The 19,783-nt window shown below is 70.1% G+C and carries 19 protein-coding genes; 4 read left to right on the forward strand and 15 right to left on the reverse strand.

Going from position 1 to position 19,783, the window contains the following annotated elements; all coding sequences use genetic code 11:
• Positions 1-302: 302 nt before the first annotated feature.
• The 6 genes from HLA95_RS08535 to HLA95_RS08560 form a co-directional block, all read right to left on the reverse strand.
• Complete coding sequence (locus tag HLA95_RS08535) at positions 303-1,997, reverse strand: ABC transporter permease (protein WP_222182988.1); 1,695 nt, start codon at positions 1,995-1,997, stop codon at positions 303-305.
• Positions 1,994-2,986: an ABC transporter substrate-binding protein gene (locus tag HLA95_RS08540; RefSeq protein ID WP_191062218.1), complete on the reverse strand. Its 993-nt coding sequence runs from the start codon at positions 2,984-2,986 to the stop codon at positions 1,994-1,996. Before HLA95_RS08540 ends, HLA95_RS08535 begins: the two co-directional genes overlap by 4 nt.
• Before the next feature lie 88 nt (positions 2,987-3,074).
• Positions 3,075-3,707, reverse strand: a complete 633-nt coding sequence (locus HLA95_RS08545; RefSeq protein ID WP_222182989.1) for an NUDIX hydrolase — start codon at positions 3,705-3,707, stop codon at positions 3,075-3,077.
• Between the two features lie 101 nt (positions 3,708-3,808).
• Positions 3,809-5,185, reverse strand: a complete 1,377-nt coding sequence (locus HLA95_RS08550) for a tetratricopeptide repeat protein (RefSeq protein ID WP_191062126.1) — start codon at positions 5,183-5,185, stop codon at positions 3,809-3,811.
• Between the two features lie 64 nt (positions 5,186-5,249).
• Positions 5,250-6,113, reverse strand: a complete 864-nt coding sequence (locus tag HLA95_RS08555) for a Gfo/Idh/MocA family protein (RefSeq protein WP_222182990.1) — start codon at positions 6,111-6,113, stop codon at positions 5,250-5,252.
• A 222-nt stretch (positions 6,114-6,335) separates the two neighbouring features.
• Positions 6,336-6,758, reverse strand: coding sequence for a tautomerase family protein (locus HLA95_RS08560; protein ID WP_191062131.1), 423 nt, complete (start codon positions 6,756-6,758; stop codon positions 6,336-6,338).
• Positions 6,759-6,876: 118 nt separating this feature from the next.
• On the opposite strand from HLA95_RS08560, the gene HLA95_RS08565 reads away from it, so the two are divergent.
• From HLA95_RS08565 to HLA95_RS08580, 4 genes are all read left to right on the forward strand, one after another.
• Positions 6,877-7,722: a LysR family transcriptional regulator gene (locus HLA95_RS08565; protein ID WP_222182991.1), complete on the forward strand. Its 846-nt coding sequence runs from the start codon at positions 6,877-6,879 to the stop codon at positions 7,720-7,722.
• 102 nt (positions 7,723-7,824) lie between these two features.
• A complete protein-coding gene (locus HLA95_RS08570) occupies positions 7,825-8,040 on the forward strand; it encodes an NINE protein (RefSeq protein WP_191058989.1) in 216 nt (71 codons plus the stop codon).
• Positions 8,041-8,110: 70 nt separating this feature from the next.
• Positions 8,111-8,287 (forward strand): hypothetical protein, encoded by a 177-nt coding sequence (locus HLA95_RS08575; RefSeq protein ID WP_222182992.1) that lies wholly within the window; start codon positions 8,111-8,113, stop codon positions 8,285-8,287.
• 190 nt (positions 8,288-8,477) lie between these two features.
• On the forward strand, positions 8,478-9,458 hold the full coding sequence (locus HLA95_RS08580; RefSeq protein WP_191058990.1) for an MBL fold metallo-hydrolase: 981 nt from the start codon (positions 8,478-8,480) through the stop codon (positions 9,456-9,458).
• Positions 9,459-9,473: 15 nt separating this feature from the next.
• Here HLA95_RS08580 and HLA95_RS08585 read toward each other — a convergent pair whose 3' ends face one another.
• The 9 genes from HLA95_RS08585 to HLA95_RS08625 form a co-directional block, all read right to left on the reverse strand.
• Positions 9,474-10,382 carry a LysR family transcriptional regulator gene (locus tag HLA95_RS08585; RefSeq protein ID WP_191058997.1) on the reverse strand — a complete coding sequence of 303 codons (909 nt, stop codon included), beginning with the start codon at positions 10,380-10,382 and terminating at the stop codon, positions 9,474-9,476.
• A 25-nt stretch (positions 10,383-10,407) separates the two neighbouring features.
• Positions 10,408-11,991 (reverse strand): GMC family oxidoreductase, encoded by a 1,584-nt coding sequence (locus HLA95_RS08590; RefSeq protein WP_191058991.1) that lies wholly within the window; start codon positions 11,989-11,991, stop codon positions 10,408-10,410.
• Between the two features lies 1 nt (position 11,992).
• Positions 11,993-13,018 (reverse strand): branched-chain amino acid ABC transporter permease, encoded by a 1,026-nt coding sequence (locus HLA95_RS08595; protein WP_191058992.1) that lies wholly within the window; start codon positions 13,016-13,018, stop codon positions 11,993-11,995.
• A 28-nt stretch (positions 13,019-13,046) separates the two neighbouring features.
• The gene (locus HLA95_RS08600) at positions 13,047-13,931 is read right to left on the reverse strand and encodes a branched-chain amino acid ABC transporter permease (RefSeq protein WP_191058993.1); all 885 of its coding nucleotides are present in this window, start codon (positions 13,929-13,931) and stop codon (positions 13,047-13,049) included.
• A 2-nt stretch (positions 13,932-13,933) separates the two neighbouring features.
• Positions 13,934-14,650: an ABC transporter ATP-binding protein gene (locus HLA95_RS08605; RefSeq protein WP_191058994.1), complete on the reverse strand. Its 717-nt coding sequence runs from the start codon at positions 14,648-14,650 to the stop codon at positions 13,934-13,936.
• Positions 14,643-15,443 (reverse strand): ABC transporter ATP-binding protein, encoded by an 801-nt coding sequence (locus HLA95_RS08610; protein ID WP_191058995.1) that lies wholly within the window; start codon positions 15,441-15,443, stop codon positions 14,643-14,645. Before HLA95_RS08610 ends, HLA95_RS08605 begins: the two co-directional genes overlap by 8 nt.
• Positions 15,444-15,459: 16 nt before the next feature.
• Complete coding sequence (locus HLA95_RS08615; RefSeq protein WP_191058996.1) at positions 15,460-16,755, reverse strand: ABC transporter substrate-binding protein; 1,296 nt, start codon at positions 16,753-16,755, stop codon at positions 15,460-15,462.
• Between the two features lie 30 nt (positions 16,756-16,785).
• Positions 16,786-18,192 carry an amidase gene (locus tag HLA95_RS08620; protein WP_255591649.1) on the reverse strand — a complete coding sequence of 469 codons (1,407 nt, stop codon included), beginning with the start codon at positions 18,190-18,192 and terminating at the stop codon, positions 16,786-16,788.
• A gap of 122 nt (positions 18,193-18,314) precedes the next feature.
• Positions 18,315-19,733 (reverse strand): DHA2 family efflux MFS transporter permease subunit, encoded by a 1,419-nt coding sequence (locus tag HLA95_RS08625; protein WP_223861553.1) that lies wholly within the window; start codon positions 19,731-19,733, stop codon positions 18,315-18,317.
• Positions 19,734-19,783 lie beyond the last annotated feature (50 nt).

Consider the following 19,783-nt stretch of genomic DNA (forward strand, 5'->3'; position numbering starts at 1 on the left):
TAGCTGGGAAGGGCTGGGCTGGTCAGCTTGCAGTGGCAAGCGCCGCGGCCCGGTCGCACGGGCCTGCCAGCGCACAATCCACCGAAAGAACAGGATCATGCTGCCGGTTTCTCATGCCGGAAACGCACCCGGGGATCCTGTCGGCCAGCGACGAGCACCGCACGCCGGGTCACCTTGCGCGTGCGGTACGGCCGGACCATCGCCGCCTGTCAGTGGACGCGCATCGCCCGCCATTGCCGCATCACGAACACATCCGGACACGGCTGCGTGAGGAGATCGTGAGCGCGCGAAAACGGCGACTTTCAGAACCGCCAGGGCAGCGTCCCGGCCGGCAGCCGGTCGCCCAGTCGGTCGATCGCCACGACCAGCAGCGCCACCACGGCGGTGGCCGAGAGCGCCACGGCACTGGCCTCGCTGACCAGGCCCGCCTCCTCCAGCGAGAACAGGACCACGCCCAATGTCTCGGTGCCCGCCGTCCACAGGAGGGCCGACACGGTCAGCTCGTTGAACGCCAGGAGGAAGGCCAGGAGCCCGCCGGCCGTGACCGCGGGCCAGATCGCCGGCAGCACCACATGGACCAGCCGGGCGAGCGGCCCCGCACCATCCAGGGCCGCCGCCTCCTCCTGGGCGCGCTCGAGCTGGGCGAGCGCCGCCAGCGGCGGCTTCAGCACGACCGGGAGGAAGCGCGCCATGTAGGCGAACAGGATGATCCAGGGCGTGGCGTAGATGGTGAAGCCCAGGAGCGGCAGCGGCCGGACGAACAGGAGGATGCAGGCGATCGCCAGCACGATGCCCGGCAAGGCGTAGGGCAGCTCGATCAGCGGCAGGAGCAGCTGGCGTGCCCGTACCGGTGCCCGGTCCAGCGCATGGCCCACCGGTACGGCGACCAGCGCCAGGAGCAGGGCGGCACCGCCGGCGAACAGGAAGGAATTGCGGAACGCCCGCACCGTCACATCCTGGCGCCAGAGCACCTCGGCGAAATGGGTGAGCGTTGCCGAGGAGGGCGTGAGCCTGGCGCCGTAGGTGGGTGCCAGGGCCGAGGCCAGCAGCGCCCCCAGTGGCAGGAACAGGGCCAGCGCCACCATCGCCCAGGCCAGCGCTAAGCCCGGCCGCCGCCAGCGGCCCAGCCGCCAGAAGCGGCCGAGTGCGCGCTCGGCGCTCCGCCTGGTGCCGGAGCGCGCCAGCACCACCGCGGCCCCGCCTGCCGGCAGCAGCACCAGCACCAGCATCGCCACGGCCAGCAGGGCCGCCCGGTCGATCACCCCTAGCCCGTTGCCGACCAGCTCGCGGTAGATCAGGGTCGGCAGGGTCAGATAGCCGGCCGGCATGCCGAGCAGGGCCGGGATGCCGAAATTGCCGAATGCCGCGACGAAGGCCAGCAGGGCGGCCGCCACGAGCTGCGGCACGAGCAAAGGCAGGACGATCCGGGCCAGGATCGTGCGCTGGCCGGCCCCGTCCATGGCCGCCGCCTCGACCAGCTCGTGCGGCACGGTCTTGAGCCCCGCCAGGAGGAGGATGGTGACCAGCGGCGCGTGGTGCAGGCCCAGCACCAGGATCACCCCGCCCCGGCCGATCAGCGGGTTGGGCGTGCCGGCGGCCGGCGCCATGCCCAATGCATTCAGGAGCGGTGAGGCCGGCCCCGCCATGACGGTAAACGCGAGGGCCGTCACCTGCGGGGCCATCAGCATGGACAGGACGAACAGGATGCCGATCGGGCGGCGCTGCGGCAGGTCGGTGACCCCCAGCAGCAGCGCCATGGCCCCGCCCAGCACCAGCGCCAGCAGGCCGGACAGCACGCCGCTCTCGATGCTGTGCCAGGCCGCACGCAGGCTGGCCGGCGCCAGGAGTGGTGCCAGCGCGTCGCCGGCCAGCGCCTGGAGCAGGAGCCGCCCGACCGGCAGGGCCGCCAGCACCAGCACGATGGCGAGCAGCAGCCAGAAGCCCGGCCGTCCTTCGGGCCGACCCGATACCGGCCGGCCGGGCAGGGTCGCGATCACGGCTGGAAGATGGCCTCGAAGCGGGCGCGGTTGTCCGCCTCCTCCGCCAGCGCCACCGCCGGGTCGAAGGGCAGGACCTTGATCGTGTCGCGGGCCGGATAGCCCTCGGGCAGTGCCACGGCCGGGTCGGCCGGGATATAGCCCTGGGCTGCCGCCAGCTCCTGGCCGGAGCGGGAGATGAGGAAGTCGACGAACGCCCGGGCGGCATCCGGGTTCTGCGTGGTCTTGAGGATCGCCACCGGCTCGGTCACCGCCGACACGCCCTCCTCCGGGAACACGAACGAGACCGGCGCACCCTTGGCCTGTTCGCGGATCGGCATGAAGTCGACGATCATGCCGAACAGCTTCTCGCCGCCCGCCACCGCCTTCAGCACCCCGCCATTGGCCCCCTCGGCCAGCGCACCGTTCGCCTGGAGCTGCTCGTAATAGCCCCAGCCATCGGCGAGGTTGCCCGTCAGCGTCACCGTATGGATCAGGGCCGCACCCGAGGAGAGCGGGCTCGGCATCGCGACCAGGCCCTTGGCCTCGGGCCGGACGAGGTCCGCCCAGGAGGCCGGCACGAACGGGGCCGCGTCGTTGTAGACGATCCCGGTGGTGATCAGCTTGGTCGCGAACCAGAACTTCGCCGGGTCGTGCAGCCCCTCCGGATAGGCCGAGACGTCGGCCCCCTCATGGGCCAGCAGCACGTCGTCGCGTTTCAGCCCCTCCATCGTCACCGAATCGGCGATCAGCAGCACGTCGGCCTGGGGGGCGCCCGCCTCGAGCTCGGCGCGCAGCTTGGCCATGATCTTGGGCGTGCCGTCGCGCACGAAGCTGACCTCGATGTCCGGGTACTCCGCCCGGAACGCGTCGATCGTGCCCTGCGCATCGGTCTGCGGCTGGCTGGTGTAGAGGACGAGGCTGCCCTCGGCGGCCAGGGCGGATGCGGCCAGGACAGGGGCGGCAGCCAGGCCGGCGGCCAAGGCGAGCGCGGCGAGCGGACGTTTCATCAGGCAGTCTTCCGAAGGAGGCCGGCACCTGCCGGACCGGGCGGATCGTCCGGCCAGATAAGCGGATCCCGTGACAGGCGGGTGACGGTCAGCGGCCGATCAGCTCGGCATTCACCTCCAGCATCAGCGCCACCAGCCCGCCCTCGCCTACCAACATGGCGGCCTCGTCCAAGGAATACCAGCGCCGGTCGCGCTGGCCCTTCTCCGGCCAGTCGTCCAGCACCTCCTCGACATCCATCCGGTAGACCTCGATCTTGCAGGGGACGATCCGGCCGGACGGCAGGTGCTTGGGCGAGAGATAGGTGCCCAGCGGCCTGGTCCAGACCTCGCCGATCAGCCCGGCCTCCTCGAACGCTTCGATCGCCCCCACCTCGGCACCCGTCCTGCCTTTCTCCGGATTGCCCTTGGGAATGATCCAGCGCCGGGTGCCGCGCGAGGTGATCAGCAGCACGTCGGCCGAGCTGCCGCGCAATCGCAGCGCCAGCACGCCGTACTGGAGCCGCGGCGCCGGCTCCGCCTTCTTCTTCGGTGCCGGCTTCTTCGGCGCCGGCTCCTTCGCCGCGGCCTTCTTCGCCGTCGCCTTCACCGATGGCTTCTTCGCCACCGGCTGCTCGGCAGCCGGCTGCTTGCCCGCAGCCTGCTCGGCCGGACGCAGCGCCGCCGGATCGGCGGGCCCGGCAGGCGGATGCCCCGCCTGCCCTTTCTTCGACGCCTTGCTCAACGGCCCTGCGATGATTGCGGCAACTGTCCCATGGGGCAATTTAGCCGGAACGCCCGCCACAATTGAAGCCCGAATGGTCTAGACGACCGGATCGTCGCGGCTCAGCCATAGCCCTTGATGCCGCGCGCCTTGGCGGCGGCGGCCACGCGTGCGGCCTGCTCGGGCAAGCCCAGCCGCCGATAGACATGCTCGAGCTTGGGATAGAGCGGCTGGCGGTCCGGCGTGCTGCCGCGCACCTGCTCCAGCAGCTGCTGGGCCGCCACCAGCCGGTCGGTGCGGATCAGCGCGTCCAGCATCACCTGCTCGAACAGGCCGCGCTGGGCATGGCTGCCGCCGATCTCCCCAAGCCGCGGCATGGCCAGGCCCAGCCGCCGCACCGCCGTCTCGCCATCGCCCCGGGCATGGGCAAGCAGCCCCTCGCAGGCGGGCAGCGCCACTTCCTGCCAGACCGGCCGCGCCCAATCCTGGCAGGTCCGGGCATGGCGGCGGATGGAATCCAGCATCGCGTCCGCCTCCGGCCGGCCGGCCCGGCCCAGGCCGTAGAGATACTGCATGCTGAGGAACGGGCTGACATGGTCGTCGACCCGGCGCGCCAGATAGTCGCCGAGCTCCACCCAGCGATCGCCGACGTCGACGCCCACCAGCTCCAGCCTGGCCAGCAGCGAGACCGCGCCGACCTGGTCCTGGGAATAGCTCTTCCACACCCCCCAGATGTTCTGGTCGTAGAAGGACAGGATCCGGTCGGTGTCGCCCCGGTCGATCAGCACCAGGGCGAAGTGCCACCAGGCATGGGTGAACATGAAGGAGTTGAGGTTGGTCCAGGTCTCCTTGACGTCCTCCAGGAACGCATGCGCCTCTCTGGTCTGGCCGCGGGTCAGGAACACATGGGCCAGCGCATGGTGCGCCCACGGCTCCTTGCGCCGGATCTCGATCGCCCGCCTGGCACTGCGCTCAGCCTCGTCCAGCAGATGGCTCTGCTCGTAGGCAAACGCAGCCAGCCCATGGGTCCAGGGCAGCTCCGCATTGGCATGAGCGATCTTGTGCGCGACCCGGAGCATGCCGGGCGCGTCGCCCCGGTTGAAATGGTGGTACTGGCAGGCCTTGGCGATCGCCAACTCGCGGGGATAGCGGTCCAGCAGCTCCTCGCTCACCCGGATCGAGCGCGGCAGGTCGCCCTCCACCCAGGCACCCACCGCGTCCACCACCATCCGCTCGCGCTCGGAGGCAAGGCCGGCCGACGCCCTGGCCCGGTCCAGAAAAGGCCGGGCCTTCAGCGGCGCATCGGCCCGCTCCATGAACATGGCAAGCATCGCCGCATAGGCGTTGGCGAGCGCGCAGTCCGGATCGGCCTTCGCCGCCTCCTGGACCACCGCCGCCCCGTTCTCATAGGCCAGGAAGCTCTGGATGAACCCGTCGATCCCGGCCACGGTCGCGGCACTCGATGCGGTCACCTCCTGGCCGCGCCAGTCCAGCAGCATCCGCTCTCCCCTCACCGGCTGGAGCCATCTCCGATCAGATAGATCCACCCGACCGGGAAGAAACCTAGGACGCCGGCACCGGCACCGCGCGTCCGGACGCGGCGCTCTCCAGCATCGCCAGCGCCACGGCCAGCGAGCGCAGCCCGTCCTGGCCGGTGCAGGCGGGCTCCCCCTCGCCGCGTGCCGCCGCCACCACGCTCCTCACCATGCGCACATAGAGATCCTCGTGCCGCAGCTCGATCTCGCGCAGCCCGTCCGCGTCGCGCAGATGCACGGTGCCCTCCGGCGACTGGCCCATATTGTCCCGGGCATAGAGCGAGCCTCTGGTCCCGTGGATCTCGATCGAGCCGCGGTTGAACGGCGTGTTGAACACGTTGTGGATGTGGCCGAGCAGCCCACCGGCCGTGCGGAAGATCGCAAGCGCGGTGTCCTCGATCCGGTCGGTGCCCATGCCGCTGTTCTTGCTCATGGCGCTGACCTCGACGATCTCGTCGCCGGTGAGGAAGCGCACGATGTCCGCGTCATGGACCGCCAGGTCCATGATCGCCCCAGCACCTGCGGTCGGGTCGTTGATCCGCCAGGTCTGCAGATGGGCCGGCAGCAGCGCGCCATGCACCACCCGGATCACCACGAGGTCACCCAGCCGCCCGGAGCGGACGATCTCGCGCATCGCGATGTGGTGCGCGCCGCAGCGCATGTGGTGGTTGGTCGCGAACACCACGCCCGCCGCCTGGCAGGCGCGCACCATGTCCTCGGCCTCCGCCAGGCTCATCGCCAGCGGCTTGTCGCACAGCACATGTTTGCCCGCCGCAGCACAGGCCAGCACCTCCTGGTGGTGCCGCTCGTTGGTGCTGGCGACATAGACGCCGTCCACCTCCGGGTCGGCCAGCATCTCGTCCAGCCGGTCATAGGCCTTGGGGATGCCCATCTCCGCGCGAACGCCCGGCCGCGCGCCAGGTCGCGGCTGGACACCACCACCGGCAGCGCCACCCCGCTGGCGTTCATCGCCCCCACCATCCGCTCGCGCGAGATGGTGCTGGCCCCGATCAGGCCGAATCCGAACTTGCCGTCGCGCGCCACGAGCGCCCCCCTCTTTTGTCGTCCCGCCTGCTTGGCCGCTGGACAGAAGGGGGTCAATCGCCTGCGACCGTCAGGCGGCGCGTGCTGCCGGTGCAGGTGCTGCCTCGATATAGCGCCGCTCCTGGGTCCGCCCGCCAAAGCCATAGGCGTCGGCTGCCACCTCGTGCACATGCACGTAGCTCTCGTGGTGGAGGTTGCCCAGCACCTCCTCGAACAGCGCGAACACCGCCGCCATGAAGGCGGCCTTCTCGTCCTTGGTGTTGGTGCCGTCCACCACCCTGATCTCCAGCCAGAAGCTGGACCTGCCCTGCTCGGCCAATGACCTTCCGCCCGCGAACCAGGCGGCCGGATCGATCCGCTGGACGATCACGGCGGTCAGCTCCGGCTTCTTGCGCAGGATCGAGCTGGACAGGCCCGCCACCCGGGCCGCGACCACGCGCTCCAGATCGTCGATCGGCCGGGCGGTGGCGAGCTGCACGCTGATGATCGGCATCGTGGTTCTCCTCCATGAATGGCAAGGGGAGGATGGCCGACCCTGCTTCATTGCAGAAGCAAATGCCGCTACTCTCTATGATGACGCTTCATCATGGTCAGCCGTCGCCGGGGCAAGCATGCGCAACCTGGACCTGGACCAGCTCCGTTCCTTCCTCGCCGTGGCGGACCTGCGCAGCTTCACGCGCGCGGCGGAATCCCTGGCCGCGACCCAGTCGGCGATCAGCCTGCGCGTGGCCAAGCTGGAGGACCGGTTCGGCCGGCGCCTGCTGGTACGCACGCCCCGGGCCGTGGCCCTCACCGAGGCCGGCCGGCAGTTCCTCCCCCATGCCAGGCGCATCATGGCGACCCATGACGAGGCGCTCGCCGCCATGGATGACGTGCCGGCACAGCCGGCGGTGCTGCGCCTGGCCGTGAGTGACCATGCGGTCGCCGGCCGCCTGCCGGCAGCCCTGCAGGCGCTGCGTGCCGCCCTGCCGGGCCTGGTGCCGGACGTGGTGGCCGGCACCTCGGCCGACATGCTGGCCGCCTATGATGAAGGTGCCGTCGATGCCGCCATCGTGCGCCAGGATGCCCTGCGCCGGGAAAGCCTGCCGCTCTACCGCGAAGCGCTGGCCTGGATCGCGAGCGAGCCCCTGACCGCACTGGGCGAGCGCCCCCTGGATCTCGTCGCCCTGCGCGGGGCCTGCGGCGTGAAGGCGGCAATGACCCGGGCCCTGGACCAGCACGGCCTGCCCTGGCGCATCGTGTTCCAGGGCGGCTCGGTCTCGGCCCTGCAATCCGCGGTCGAAGCCGGGCTCGGCGCCACCGTGGTCGGCCGCACCCACGTGCCCGCAAGCTGCACGGTACTGCCCGGCCTGCCGGCCCTGCCCGCCAGCCGGGTCGTGCTGCACACCCGCCTGCCCACCCCTCTCAGGGACGTGCTGCGCCGGGCATTTTCGCCGGTCGGCCGCATCCCCGCCTGATCAGGTTGGACGGAGCGCCCGGACTGCCCACATGATCCCCGGAGCCATTCCCCACCGGCGGTCTTGTAGAGATCGCCCCTCGCTTTCGGAGCTGTGACACGCATGAAGTCGGTGAGCACCTCGTTCTGGCTCTGGCTGCTGTGCATCTTCGGCTTTTGCGGCATCCACCGCTTCTACCTGGGCTTCATCTGGACCGGCCTGCTCTGGCTGTTCACCTTCGGCCTGCTCGGCATCGGCCAGCTCATCGACCTGTTCCGCCTGCGCGGCCTCACCACCATGTCCAACATGGAGCGGCAGCTGGAGCGCAGGAGCTTCTAGGCCCTCCCCTTCGTAGGACTATGTACCTACTTCATGCTATCCTGCGCCGCTCCAGCCGCAGGATGCCCTCATGCCGACCGTCGCCGACCCTGAAGCACGTTTTTGCACAAACGAACCCGAGAACGGCAAAAACGCCAGCAACAACAATGCTGTAGCAGCCACCATAGGCACCGGTGGCACGACAGGAATCCTGAAAGCGGCACCAACTTCCGCTTCACCACGTCATCCCTCGCGCAGGCGGGGATGACAGGATGGCGTCCGTCCGATCCGCCAGTGCAGCCATCCGGCAGTTTTGCACGAACGAACCCGAGGATCGCGCCAGCGCCACGGAAGCCATCAACGTCGTCGATAGGTCCGATCGAGCCGCGCGATTTTCAGCCGGGGCCACGTCGTCGCTACCTCCGGGCGAACGACACCCCCATCGAGACAGACCCCTCATGAGGCTCCGCTCCTTCCTTTCCGGCACCGCCGTGATCCTTGCACTCGGCCAGGGCCTGCCGGCCAGTACGGCGATCACGCACCCGGCGGCAGCGGCCGGCCATGTCCAGGTCCCGGACTCCTACGCCTTCCCGCTGGGCGATCTCCGGATCGTCGCCCTGTCCGACGGCACCGTCCCGCAGGACCTGCACCAGCTCATGACCGGCACCTCGCCTGCCGAGGTCGACAATCTGCTGGCGCGCGCCTTCCAGTCGAACCCGGTCGAGGCGTCGATCAACGCCTTCCTCATCGAGGACGGCGCCCGGCGCATCCTGGTCGACACCGGCTCCGGCCAGCTGTTCGGCCCGGGCCATGGCGGCAAGCTGCCGGACAGCCTGGCCAGCGTCGGCATCGCACCGGGCGACATCACCGACATCCTGATCACCCACATCCATACCGACCATTCGGGCGGCCTGGTCCTGGACGGCCGGCCGGCCTTCCCGAACGCCACCGTCCATGTCGGCGCACCCGACCCCGCCTTCTTCCTCGAGCCCGGCAATGCGGAAGAAACCGGCTACGCGCCGCGCTATTTCGACGAGGCGGCAAAAACGATCGGCGTCTATGCGGAGGCCGGCAAGGTCCGGACCTTCGAGGACAAGGAGACGATCCTGCCCGGCATCGTCGGGACGCTCCATCCCGGCCACACGCCCGGCAGCGCGTTCTACACGGTGACGAGCCAGGGCCAGTCGATCGTCTTCATCGGCGACATCATCCATGTGGCGGCGGTGCAGTTCCCCGACCCCGCCATCACCATCGTCTACGACCTGGACCCCGACGCGGCCAGGGCGGTGCGCAGCGCCGCCTTCACGGACTTCGCCGGAGGCCGCCAGCTGATCGCGGCCCCGCATCTGCCCTTCCCCGGCGTCGGCTATATCCGCGCCGAGAGCGAAAACTCCTTCAGCTGGCATTCCCTGGAATACCGCAACCGCGCCGGGGAATAGCCCCAGGTCCGCCGGTCAGGGCCGCTGCGTCCGGGCCGCCGCGAACACCTGCTCGCGCAGCCAGGCATGGGCCGGGTCGCCGGCCATGCGCGGGTGCCAGAAGGCGCTCATCTGGAACCGGTCGAGCGCCAGGGGCGGCTCCAGCAGGTCGAGGGCGGTGGTGAAGCGCTGGAGGAAGCGGCGCGGCAGGGTGCAGATGCAGTCGCTGTTCATGAGCACCACCGGGGCCAGGGCGTAGTTCTGCACCGAGACCGAGACCCGGCGCTGCCGGCCGAGTGCGGCCAGGGCCTGGTCGATCATGCCGGTAAAGCTGCCGCCGCTGGTCGAGATCAGCAGGTGATCCAGCGCGCAGTACTCATCCAGGGTCAGGGGCCGGTTGCCCCTGGGATGACCGCGCCGCTGCGCCGTCACGAACTCCTCGTCGAACAGGGTCCGGCCGATCAGGCTGCCCGCCGCGTCCTCGGCCGTGCCGACGAACAGGTCGACCCTCCCCTCCTCCAGGTCGGCGGTGAGCCGCGACCGGTCCGGCAGCACGATCGCAAGGCGTACCTGGGGTGCCGCCGCCTTGAGCACCGGGACCAGGTCGGGCGCCAGGATCGCCGCCGGATTGTCGGTGGCGGCGATCCGGAAGGTCCTGGTACTCGTCGCAGGGTCGAACACCTGCGCCAGGTTGGCGAACTCGCGCAGGTGGTCGAGGATCTTGCCGAGCTCCGGCTGCAGCGCCGCCGCGTGCGGTGTGGGCACCATCCCCCGCCCGGACGCTGCCGGGATCAGCAGCGGATCGCCGAACAGCTGCCGCAGCCGGGTCAGCCGGGCCGACAAAGCCGGCTGGGTGATGCCCAGCCGGGCGGCCGCATGGGTGACGTTCCGGTCCTTCAGCAGCGCGTCCAGCGCCAGCAGCAGGCCCACGTCCAGGTCATGCATGCGGTCGCGCAAGCCGGCCCCTGCCTCACCCTTTCCGGATGAACGAGGCGCAGCGCTCGGCCACCATGATCGTCGCGGCGTTGGTGTTGCCGGAGATCATCTTCGGAAACACCGAGGCGTCCGCGACCCTGAGCCCGTCGATCCCGCGCACCTTCAGCTGCGGGTCGGTCACCGCCATGGGATCGGTGCCCATCCGGCAGGTGCAGGCGGGGTGGTAGAGGGTGGTGCAGTGGGCGCGGACATAGTCGGCGATCTCGGCATCCGTCTGCGCCTCGGCCGACGGCGTGATCTCGGCGTCGATCACCTCGGCCAGCGGCTGCGACGCCGCGATCCGCCGGCTGATCTTCACCCCCTCCACCAGCGTCGCCAGGTCCTGGCCGGTCGGGTCGGAGGCGAAGTAGCGCGGATCCAGGCAGGGATGCTCGATCGGATCGGCCGAGCGCAGGGTCAGCTCGCCCCGGCTGTTCGGCCGCTGCAGCGTGGTGTGCAGGGTGACGCCCGGCCGCGACGACAGATAGCGGGCATGGTCGCGGTTGGCGGCAATCACGCCATAGAGCTGCAGGTCCGGCTCGGCCACGTCCGGCCGGCTGCGCACATGGCCGCCGGCCGCCGCCCAGTTGCTGGTGATCGCCCCGGTCCGCCTGGTCGACCACTCGTCGATCGCGGCGCGGATCTCCGCGCCGGTCATCCCGCCGATCCCGACCGGCTCCTTGGTGTGGAAGGTCACCGGCACGTTGATATGGTCCTGGAGGTCCTTGCCCACGCCCGGCAGGTCGTGGACCACCTCGATGCCGTGCGGGCGCAGTTCGTCGGCCGGGCCGATCCCGGACAGCAGCAGGAGCTGGGCCGAGCCGATCGAGCCCGAGGCCAGCACCACCTCCGACGAGGCATAGGCGGTCTGCGGCCGGCCGTTCTTCAGATACTCGACCCCGACCGCCCGGCCGTTCTCGACGATCAGCCGGGTGGTCAGCACGCCCGATTCGACCGTCAGGTTCGGGCGCTCCAGCGCCGGCTCCAGATAGGCCTTGGCCGTGCCGAACCGCTCGCCGTTCTTGAGGAAGAGCTGGAACAGGCCGCAGCCTTCCTGCGAGGCGCCGTTGAAGTCCTCGTTGAACGAGATGCCGGCATTCTGGCAGGCCTGGAGCCAGAGCCGCTCGGTGGCGTCCACATAGGGGACATCGGTGATGTTGAGCGGCCCGCCGTTGCCATGCCACTCGCCGGCCTCGAAGCGTTCATTGCGCTCGGACGCCTTGAACACGGGCAGGACGTCCCGCCAGGCCCAGCCTTCCGCCCCCATGGCGGCCCAGCCGTCATAGTCGGACGGCAGGCCGCGGATATAGATCATCGCGTTCAGGGCACCCGAGCCGCCGATCATCTTGCCGCGCGGCCAGAAGATCCGGCGCATCCGGCAGCCCGGCTGCGGTGCGGTGTGGTAGCCCCAGTCCACCTCGGTGTTGACCATGGTGATCCACATGGCCGGCATCTTGGAAGGGAGCGGTGCCGCCCGGCCCGCTTCCAGCAGCAGCACCTTGCGGCCGGGATCCTCGCTCAGCCGGCCGGCCATCACGCAGCCGCCGGTACCGGCGCCCACCACAATCGTATCGAACATGCTACGTCCCTGATTTGACGAATTCCGCGGCCCGGCCTGACGCCGGGCGCAGCCGCGCCACCATGCTCTCGACCAGCCCGATCACCCCCTTGGGCATCAGCACCATCGCGGCCGCGATGATCAGCCCCAGGCCCAGCGTGCGATAGTCGCCGCCCACCTCGCGCAGCGCCTCGTCGGCCAGCACCAGGATCACCGCTCCCACCAGCGGCCCCCAGAGCTTGCCGATCCCGCCCACCACCGCGATGGCGATGATGAACATGAGGGTGGACAGCGACAGCACGCCCGGCCCGATCGCCTGGAAATGCGCGGCATAGAGGCCGCCCGCCAGCCCGGTGAAGAAGGCGGAGGCGCCGAACACCAGGAGCTGGGTGGAGAACCGGTTGATCCCGCGCGCCACCGCACAGCCCGGGTTGTCGCGCAGCGCCTGGAAGGCCAGGCCCAGCGGCGAGCGGATCACTGCCCAGGTGAAGCCCATGGTGAGGAGGAACAAAGCGGCGACGATCGCATAGTTCGCGACCACGTAGTCGCCCTTGAAGATCGCGCGCGTGCCGAGGTCGCCGAACCGGGCGAAGCCCACCGCACCCCCGGTGAACTGCCGGCAGGTTGCACCCTGCATGACGAAGCAGTCCGTGTCGGTCACGATCAGGAGGTACATGACCTGGGCGACCGCCAGCGTCAGCAGCGCCACATAGGCGCCGGCCAGGCGCAGGCAGGCGAGGCCGATGACCAGGCTGAACAGCACCGTGCCCACCGCCGCCACCGGCATGGCGACCCACATCGACCAGTCCAGATAGAAGCCCAGCATTGCCGTGGCGTAGCCGCCGAAGGCGAACAGGGCCATCTGCCCCAGCGAGAACACCCCGGCAAAGCCGAACAGCAGGTTCCACTGGGATGCGACGATCGCGTAGAACAGAGCCAGGATCACCTGGCCCAGCACGTAGCGGCTGTCGGCCACGAACGGCAGGGCGGCGAGCGCTGCCAGCACGATCAGGCCGAAGACCAGATGGCCCCGGTCGGCACGGCTCATCCCCGTTCCCTCCCCCCGCGGGCCGGCATCACAGCCGCCGCACCGCGGCACGGCCGAACAGGCCGTCCGGCCGCCAGATCAGCACCAGGATCACGATCGCCAGCAGCAGCGGGAAGCCCCAGCGCGCCCCCAGCGCGTAGCTCGCAAATGCCTCGATCAACGCCAGCACGAAGGCCGCACCGATCGCACCGGGCAGGTTCCCCAGCCCGGCCACCACGCACATGATGAAGGCCTTGAGCATCGGATCGGCGCCCAGCGTCGGCGAGAGCTGGGTGATCGAGCTCACCAGGAGGCCACAGGTGCCGGCGATGCCCCCCGACAACGCCAGCACCTGCAGATAGACCCGGCCGACCGGCACACCCAGCAACTGGGCGGCCTCACGATGCTGGGCCGTGGCCCGGATAGCACGACCTGCCCGGGTTCGCGCAAGGAAGAAGGCGGTGCCGGCCATCAGAACCAGCACCACGGCGACGATGAGGACATTCTGCCACGGTATGAAGATGCCGCCGGCCTGGAGATGCCCCGTCAGGGCGATCGACTGGCCGAACGGCTGCCCGCCGAAGATCAGCAGGACCGCATTCTCCAGGGCCATCGCCACGCCGAACGTGGCGATGATCACGTTGGTCTCGAAGCTCCTGGGTGCCCGTGCCAGCAGCGGCTGGGCGACCAGCAGGTAGATTACCGCCCCGATCAGCGCACCGACCACGACCGGCGCCAGCACCGCCACCGGCCAGGGCGCGCCCATGAGCGTCGCCAGCGTGAAGGCAGCATAGCCGCCGATGGTGAGCAGCGCGCCATGGGCCATGTTCAGCATGCCGAGCGCGCCCCAGACGAGCGACAGGCCGATCGTGGCCAGGGCGTAGAGCGCGCCGGTCGTGATGCCGGCGACGAGGACCGGGCCCAGGATCTCCACCGTCAGCCTCCAAGATAGGTCTCGAGCAGCTCGTCGCGCTCGAGCAGGTCGTGCGGCGGCCCGGACCAGACGATCCGGCCATTGTCGAGCAGGTGGATGGCATCCGCCAGGTCCGCGACGCGCGCCGGGTTCTCCTCGACCAGGAGGATGGTGCGGCCCGACGCCTTGAGCCTTGCGATCACCTCGTAGACCTGCTCGATGATGATGGGTGCCAGGCCCAAGGACGGCTCGTCGATCAGCATGACCCGCCCGCCCATCATCAGGCCCCGGCCGATCCCGACCATGCGCCGCTCGCCGCCCGAGAGCGAGGAGGCCAGCTGGTCGCGCCGCTCGGCGAGCTTCGGCAGGAGCGCTTCCACCTCCTCCAGCCGCCGCCGGATCACCGCCTGGTCGTTCTCCAGGTACGCCCCCATCAGCAGGTTCTCGTGGACGCTCATCTGCGGGAACAGGAGGTCGCCCTGCGGGACATGGACGATGCCGGCCGCCGCCACCTGGTGCGGCGCCAGGCCCGCGAGCTTGCGGCCGAACAGGCGGATGCTGCCCCTGCGGGTCGGCAGGAGGCCGGAAATGGCACGCAGGAGCGTGGTCTTGCCGTGGCCGTTCGGCCCGACCACGGTCACCAGCGCGCCGTCGGGCAGGTCCAGCGAGATGCCGGTGAGCACGTCGCGGCGGTCATAGCCGGTGACCAGAGCGTCGATGGCGAGTGCCGCCTCAGCCATGGGCGGCCTCGCCCTGGAAGAAGCGCCGCAGCCGTTTCGTGGTCGCCGCGCCCAGATAGGTCTCGACCACGGTCGGATCCTCCGGCACGCCCTCCGGCGGGCCCTCATAGATCGAGCGGCCCTGGTGCATGATCATCACCCGGCTGGAAAGCTGCAGGAGGAAGCGCATCACGTGCTCGATCAGCACGACGGTGAGGCCCTGCCCGCGCAGCCTGTGCACGACGTCCACCACCCGGTCGATCTCGTGCGGGTTTAGCCCGCCCACCGGCTCGTCCAGCAGCACCACCCTGGGCTCGGTCGCGACCGCACTGGCGATCATCAGGAGCTTGCGCTCCAGCACCGGCAGCTCGCCCGCCGGCCGCGACGCCACCGCCTCCAGTCCCAGCAGCTCGATGGCCGCCTCGCTACGCCGGAGCGCCCCCTTGCCGAACCGGAAGCCCGGCAGCCCGCGCCGCGCCTTGCCGAAATAGGCGGCGAGCTGGATGTTGTCGCGCACGCTCAAGGAGTCGAAGGCGGCATTGAGCTGGAAGGTCCGCACCAGCCCCATCTGGCAGATCCGGTCCGGCAGGGCGCGGGTGACGTCCACGCCCTGCACCAGCACCCGGCCATGCGTGGCAGGGGCGATCCCGGTGATCACGTCGAACAGGGTGGTCTTGCCGGCCCCGTTCGGCCCGCCGATGCCCAGCACCTCGCCCGGCCGGACCGTGAGCGACAGCCTGTCCACGGCCTTCAGCGAGCCGTAATGCTTGCTCACCCCCTCGCAGACGAGCAGGGCGGAGTCCGGGCCGGTCACCGGCGGGCAGCCCGGATCAGGCCTTGATCCAGGGCGGCAGCACGAACTGGTTGGTGGCGTAGAGCGCCGGCGCGATCAGCTTCGGGTCGGTGTTGTGGTCCTGGTGCTGCAGGAACTGGTGCGGCATGCCGAGCGACGGATCGGAGATCTGGGTCGGGTAGCAGTAGCCGGACTGGCCCTCGGGGTCGCAGCGATAGATGCCGTTCATGCCGCGATAGATCAGCCGGCGCATGGCCGCTGCGACCTTCTCGATCTGCTCCCGGTCGAAAGGCTCGCCAGGCCCGCCCGCGATCGCGGCGGACAGCGCGTAGTGCCACAGCCCGTCATAGGTCTGCGAGCCGGTGATGTAGGCCGAGTTCGGCCCGAACTTCTCGCGGTACTTCTGGCGATACACTGCGGAGAACTCGTCCGGCAGGCAGCCCACCAGGGTCGAGTAGATCACGCCGTTGATGGCCTCCTTGCCGATCTCCCGAAAGGCCGGCAACGAGGGGCCGTACTGCATGTAGACCAGCGCGTCGATCGGCTGGGTCTGGAACTGGACCATGAACTGGGCCAGGTCCTGCGGCAGGAAATGGGTGACGATGATCGCGGCCGGCGGGTCCTGACGCAGCTTGGCGAGCGTCGGGCCCCACTGGTTGGTCGGGAACGGCACGGTCTCGAACAGGCTGACCGTGAAGCCGTACTGCTCCGCCTGCGCCTTCACCGCATTGGCGATTACCACCGAATACTCGTTGGCGGATGGCACGATCGCGATCTTGTTGTTCGGCGCCTGCCACTGCCCCGTCTCGATCAGGTTCCTCAGGAACAGGAGGCAGCCGGGGCCATAGTAGTATTCCGGCGGGTCGCCCTGGAAGCAGCTGTAGTAGCGCTCCGGGTCGCTCTTGAACTTCTCGTTGTGCGAGATCAGCGTGTTGTAATGGTTGAAGATGATGTCGTTGTCGGCGGCGACGTCCATCTCCACCATGTTGGTGCCGGTGTTGTAGCCGTTGATGATCGCCGGCACCTCGTGCCGGTCGATCAGCCGCTGCATGGCCTGGGTGACGACGTCCGCCCCCATGTCCTTGGTGTCCTCGATATGCAGCTCGATCGGCCGGCCCAGGATGCCGCCCGCCGCGTTGATCTCCTCCGCGGCGAGTTCCAGCCCGTTCTTGAACTCGATGCCGTCGGCGGCGGCGTAGCCCGACAGCGGCAGGGCCGAGCCGATCGGGATGGGATCGCCCTCGGCGCGCGCCTCCCGGTTGACCGAGGCCAGCATCATCGCGGCACCGCCCAGTGCCGCCGAGCCCTTCAACAACGCACGCCGGTTCGTCATGACGTTCCCCCCAACAATTCTCTATGCGGATCAGCCCCTCGCGATTCCTGCCGTCTCGAAAGCCTCGGCCACGGCCAGCACGCGCCCGTCCTGGCCGCGGGCACCCACGATCTGCAGCCCGATCGGCAGCCCGTCCCCGGTCTTGCCCGCCGGGATCACCGCCGCTGGCTGCTGGGTCAGGTTGATCGGGTAGCTGAAGCCGGCCCACTCGGTCCAACGGCCGAGGCCGGAGCCTTCTGGCACCTCCAGCCCGGCCGTGAAGGCCGGAATGGCCGCCCCGGGCGAGACCAGCACGTCGTAGCGCGCCAGGGCCGCGTCCATGGCGGCACCGAACGCCGCACGCATGCTGCTGGCGCGGATGAACTCGGCGGCCGGGATCTTCAGCCCCGCCTCCGCGATCGCCTGGAAGCCCGGGTCGTGCTTCGCCCGGCCTGCCGCCGGCACCATCTCACGCCTGGCCGCGGCACCGGAGAACCACAAGGTCTGGAACACCGCATGGAGGTCCTCGCCCGGCAGGTCGAACGGCTCGACCACCGCACCGGCTGCCGCCAGCGCCTGCACCACCTGGTCGATGCGCGCCGCTACCTCCGGGTGGACGCTGCCGGACGGCGGCTTGCTCCAGTAACCGACCTTCAGGCCCGCGATCTTCTCGGCCGCCGCGGTCAGGCTCGGGAAGGCGCCCGGTTGCTGGTACCAGTCGCGCGGGTCGGGCCCGGCCATGACCGCCAGCATCGCCTTCGCATCCGCCACGGTGCGGGTCATCGGCCCGATATGGGCGACCGTGCCGAACGGGCTGGCCGGATAGGCCGCGACCCGGCCGAAGCTCGGCTTCAGCCCGACGATGCCGGTGAAGGTCGAGGGGATCCGGATGGAGCCGCCGCCATCGGTGCCCAGGTGGAACACGCCGGCACCCACGGCCGCCGCCACCGCCGCCCCGCCGCTGGAGCCGCCCGGCGTCACGTCCGGGCGGTGCGGGTTGCGGGTGACGCCGAAGCCAGGGCTGTCGGTCAGCGCCTTCCAGCCGAATTCCGGCGTGGTGGTGAGCCCCAGGAAGACCAGGCCGGCCGCGCGCATCCGCGCCACCGACGGCGCATCCTCGCTGGCCTCGACCGCCGGCACCGATATCGTGCCGTAGCGCACCGCCTGGTCCTTCATCCAGACGATGTCCTTGATGGTCGCCGGCACGCCGTCCACCTCGGACAAGGGCGCCTTGTCCCGCCAGCGCCGCTCCGATTCCCTGGCCTGGGCCAGGGCACCCTCATGGTCGATCCGGGTGAACGCGTTGAGCTCGGGCTGGACCGCCTCGGCGCGCTCGAGCACCGCTCTTGCCACCTCCACCGGGGAGAAGACCCCCCTGGCATAGCCGGCGGCCAGTTCGGCAGCGCCCATCCGGCAGAGTTCGCTGGCCCCGGCGAGGGGGTCGCGTGGCATCGTCATCCGGTTCCGTTCCCTGTCCGCTGTCGCTCTGGCCGGCGAACGGTAACGACATCGCGTCCCCCCACAAGATGGATTGTTGCCCTCTGCTTGTGGATTTCACAGCGGGGCCCGCTCCGGGCGCGCTATTTCGGGCGCGAGCCGGGGCCGCGGATGCCGCCGCGCACCAGTGCCGCCCCGGCATCGGCGGGCAGTGCCAGGAACACCGGCAGGGCGGTCAGGGCGACCAAGCCGGCGCACAGGAAGGCGAACCGGAACTCGGCGACGCCCAGTTCCCCCGCACCATGCAGCCAGCGGGCCAGGTCCAGCGACACGGCCGCGATCGTCACGCCCAGGGAGACGGAGACCTGCTGAACCACGCTGGCGGTGCTGGTCCCCTGGCTCTGCACCTCATCGGGCAGGTCGGCCATCGCCAGCGTGTTGAGCGAGGTGAACTGCAAGGAGCGGGTGAGCCCGGCCAGGACCAGTACGCCGATCATCACCAGCCAGGGCGTGCCGTGGCCGAACAGGATCGGCGCCACCAGCAGGGCGGCGCTGATCCCGACATTCACGATCAGCACCTGGCGGAAGCCGAACCGGTCCAGGACCGGCCGGGCCAGCGGCTTCATCAGGAAGGCACCGAACGCCGTGGCGAAGGTGGTGAGCCCGCTGGTGAGCGGGTCCAGGCCCAGCGCAAGCTGCAGGAGCAGGGGCAGCAGGAACGGCGTGGCGCCGGCCCCGGCCCGGAACAGGAACCCGCCCAGCATCCCGGCACGGAACGTGTCGATCCGCAGGAGCCGGAGGTCGAGCAGCGGCCGTGTACTGCGCAGCGCATGGCGGACATAGAGCCAGCCGGTGACGAGGCCGGTCAGCGCCAGGAGGCCCGCCAGGAGCAGCGGCCGGTCGCCGGTGCCGAAGAACGCCTCGGCCGCCACCACCGAGGCCAAGCAGACCGCCAGCAGGCCGAAGCCCCGCAGGTCGAAGGGCGGCACGTCCCGGGCGGCGATCCTGGGCATCAGGAACCAGGCCGCCACCAGCGCCACAGCACCCACCGGCAGGTTGATCCAGAAGATCCAGCGCCAGTCGGCGACCGTGACGATGAAGCCGCCCACCGGCGGGCCCATCAACGGGCCGATCAGGGCCGGCATGGTGAACCACGCCATCGCCCCCACCAGCTCGTGCTTGGGCACCAGGCGCAGGATGACGAGGCGGCCCACCGGCACCATCAGGGCACCGCCCATTCCCTGCAGGGCGCGGCCGGCCACCAGTTCCGGCACGCTGCCGGCCAGGCTGCACAGGAGGGAGGCGGTGCAGAACAGCACGATCGCCAGCGTGAATACCCGCCGTGCACCGAACCGGTCGGCGATCCAGCCGCTGGCCGGCACGCATACGGCGAGGCTGACCAGATAGGTGGTGAGCGCCAGCTTCAGATGGACCGGATCGGTGCCGAAGTCCGCCGCGATCGTGGGCAGTGCGGTCACCAGGACGGTGCTGTCCAGATTCTCCATGAACAGCGCCGCCGCCACCACGACGATCACCAGACGCTGACGTGCGTTGCCCGACAAGCCCTGCCACCTCCAGCGGGGCGCGGCACCCCTTCAGGGGGCGCCTCGTG

The sequence above is a fragment of the Geminicoccus harenae genome, assembly GCF_019800005.1.
Taxonomy (GTDB): domain Bacteria; phylum Pseudomonadota; class Alphaproteobacteria; order Geminicoccales; family Geminicoccaceae; genus Geminicoccus; species Geminicoccus harenae.

Excerpts from the sequence above, each read along its gene's own strand:
- HLA95_RS08555 (WP_222182990.1), bottom strand. The coding sequence starts at position 6,113 with ATGGGCATCCCCAAGGCCTATGACCGGCTGGACGAGATGCTGGCCGAC.
- HLA95_RS08580 (WP_191058990.1), top strand. The coding sequence starts at position 8,478 with ATGAGGCTCCGCTCCTTCCTTTCCGGCACCGCCGTGATCCTTGCACTC.
- HLA95_RS08585 (WP_191058997.1), bottom strand. The coding sequence starts at position 10,382 with ATGCATGACCTGGACGTGGGCCTGCTGCTGGCGCTGGACGCGCTGCTG.
- HLA95_RS08540 (WP_191062218.1), bottom strand. The coding sequence starts at position 2,986 with ATGAAACGTCCGCTCGCCGCGCTCGCCTTGGCCGCCGGCCTGGCTGCC.
- HLA95_RS08550 (WP_191062126.1), bottom strand. The coding sequence starts at position 5,185 with ATGCTGCTGGACTGGCGCGGCCAGGAGGTGACCGCATCGAGTGCCGCG.
- HLA95_RS08565 (WP_222182991.1), top strand. The coding sequence starts at position 6,877 with ATGCGCAACCTGGACCTGGACCAGCTCCGTTCCTTCCTCGCCGTGGCG.
- HLA95_RS08620 (WP_255591649.1), bottom strand. The coding sequence starts at position 18,192 with ATGACGATGCCACGCGACCCCCTCGCCGGGGCCAGCGAACTCTGCCGG.
- HLA95_RS08595 (WP_191058992.1), bottom strand. The coding sequence starts at position 13,018 with ATGAGCCGTGCCGACCGGGGCCATCTGGTCTTCGGCCTGATCGTGCTG.
- HLA95_RS08575 (WP_222182992.1), top strand. The coding sequence starts at position 8,111 with ATGCCGACCGTCGCCGACCCTGAAGCACGTTTTTGCACAAACGAACCC.
- HLA95_RS08590 (WP_191058991.1), bottom strand. The coding sequence starts at position 11,991 with ATGTTCGATACGATTGTGGTGGGCGCCGGTACCGGCGGCTGCGTGATG.
- HLA95_RS08605 (WP_191058994.1), bottom strand. The coding sequence starts at position 14,650 with ATGGCTGAGGCGGCACTCGCCATCGACGCTCTGGTCACCGGCTATGAC.
- HLA95_RS08615 (WP_191058996.1), bottom strand. The coding sequence starts at position 16,755 with ATGACGAACCGGCGTGCGTTGTTGAAGGGCTCGGCGGCACTGGGCGGT.
- HLA95_RS08560 (WP_191062131.1), bottom strand. The coding sequence starts at position 6,758 with ATGCCGATCATCAGCGTGCAGCTCGCCACCGCCCGGCCGATCGACGAT.
- HLA95_RS08570 (WP_191058989.1), top strand. The coding sequence starts at position 7,825 with ATGAAGTCGGTGAGCACCTCGTTCTGGCTCTGGCTGCTGTGCATCTTC.